Source organism: Paenibacillus sp. OT2-17 (genome assembly GCF_009827695.1).
GTDB classification, from domain to species: domain Bacteria; phylum Bacillota; class Bacilli; order Paenibacillales; family Paenibacillaceae; genus Paenibacillus; species Paenibacillus polymyxa_B.
Genome location: NZ_WUDQ01000869.1, coordinates 1 through 1,072 on the forward strand (window position 1 = coordinate 1; position 1,072 = coordinate 1,072).

Consider the following 1,072-nt stretch of genomic DNA (forward strand, 5'->3'; position numbering starts at 1 on the left):
GATGGGGATCATTATGCTGCTCACCTCGGGAACGAAACGGAGGGTGCGGCATGGTAAATAAAAACCGATTCGGGAATATTTATTTGGTGATTGTTTTTCTCGTGTTGTACGCACCTATTTTGTATTTGATGTACTATTCCTTCAACAGTGGCGGGACGATGCATGAGTTTGAAGGTTTTACACTTCAATATTACAAAGAGGTGTTTGCAGACACTCGCTTGATCATTATTGTCATTAACACCTTGGTGATTGCTCTGCTGTCGTCTGCGTTAGCTACGATTATTGGCATCATGGGTGCGCTGGCTATTCATCAGATGCAGAACCGTCGAGTCAAGAATACGCTGCTGTCGCTCAATAATGTATTGATCGTGAACCCGGACGTCATTATTGGCGCTTCCTTCCTCATTTTGTTCACGATGGTCGGGATTAAGCTGGGTTTCTACTCCGTTTTATTATCCCATATTGCATTTAGTGTGCCGATTGCGGTCATTATGATTTTGCCGCGGTTGCAGGAAATGAGTCCATCTCTGGTCGATGCCGCGCGTGATTTGGGTGCCAGCCGAATGGATGTGCTGACCAAGGTGATTCTACCCTTTATCAAGCCAGGGATTTATGCGGGCTTCTTTATGGCGTTAACATACTCGCTGGATGATTTTGCGGTGACCTTTTTTGTGACAGGTAGTGGCTATTCGACCTTATCGGTGGAAATATACTCACGTGCCCGTCAAGGGGTTTCCTTGTCCATCAATGCGCTATCCACGCTCATTTTCCTGTTTACTGTGCTGCTGGTGGTGGGTTACTACTTTATTATGCGCAAGGCGAATCGTAATGGTAAAAAAGAGCCTGCGGCAGAAATGGGGGTGCCTAGATGAAGTCACTTGTGCGCGTGTTTCTGTCCATCTTCATCATCTCGTTTGGGCTGATGGGGGTGGCCGCATGGCTTAATTCCAGTCAAGGCTACTCCGGTGGCAACACACTGACGGTGTACAACTGGGGAGACTACATTGATCCTGAGCTGTTGGAACGGTTTCAGAAGGAGACGGGGATTACTGTCATTTATCAGACCTTTGAC

General features: G+C 47.1%; 1 protein-coding gene and 1 pseudogene. Both read left to right on the top strand.

Annotated features, from left to right (window positions below):
* Positions 1 to 50: 50 nt before the first annotated feature.
* The gene (locus GRP75_RS27780; RefSeq protein ID WP_013311255.1) at positions 51 to 872 is read left to right on the top strand and encodes an ABC transporter permease; all 822 of its coding nucleotides are present in this window, start codon (positions 51 to 53) and stop codon (positions 870 to 872) included.
* Positions 869 to 1,072, top strand: a pseudogene (locus GRP75_RS27785) (spermidine/putrescine ABC transporter substrate-binding protein); the annotation flags it as partial. The gene GRP75_RS27780 and the pseudogene GRP75_RS27785, both read left to right, overlap by 4 nt.

What these genes read in the sequence shown, in the direction of transcription:
- GRP75_RS27780 (WP_013311255.1), top strand. Translation starts at nt 51, where the DNA reads ATGGTAAATAAAAACCGATTCGGGAATATTTATTTGGTGATTGTTTTT.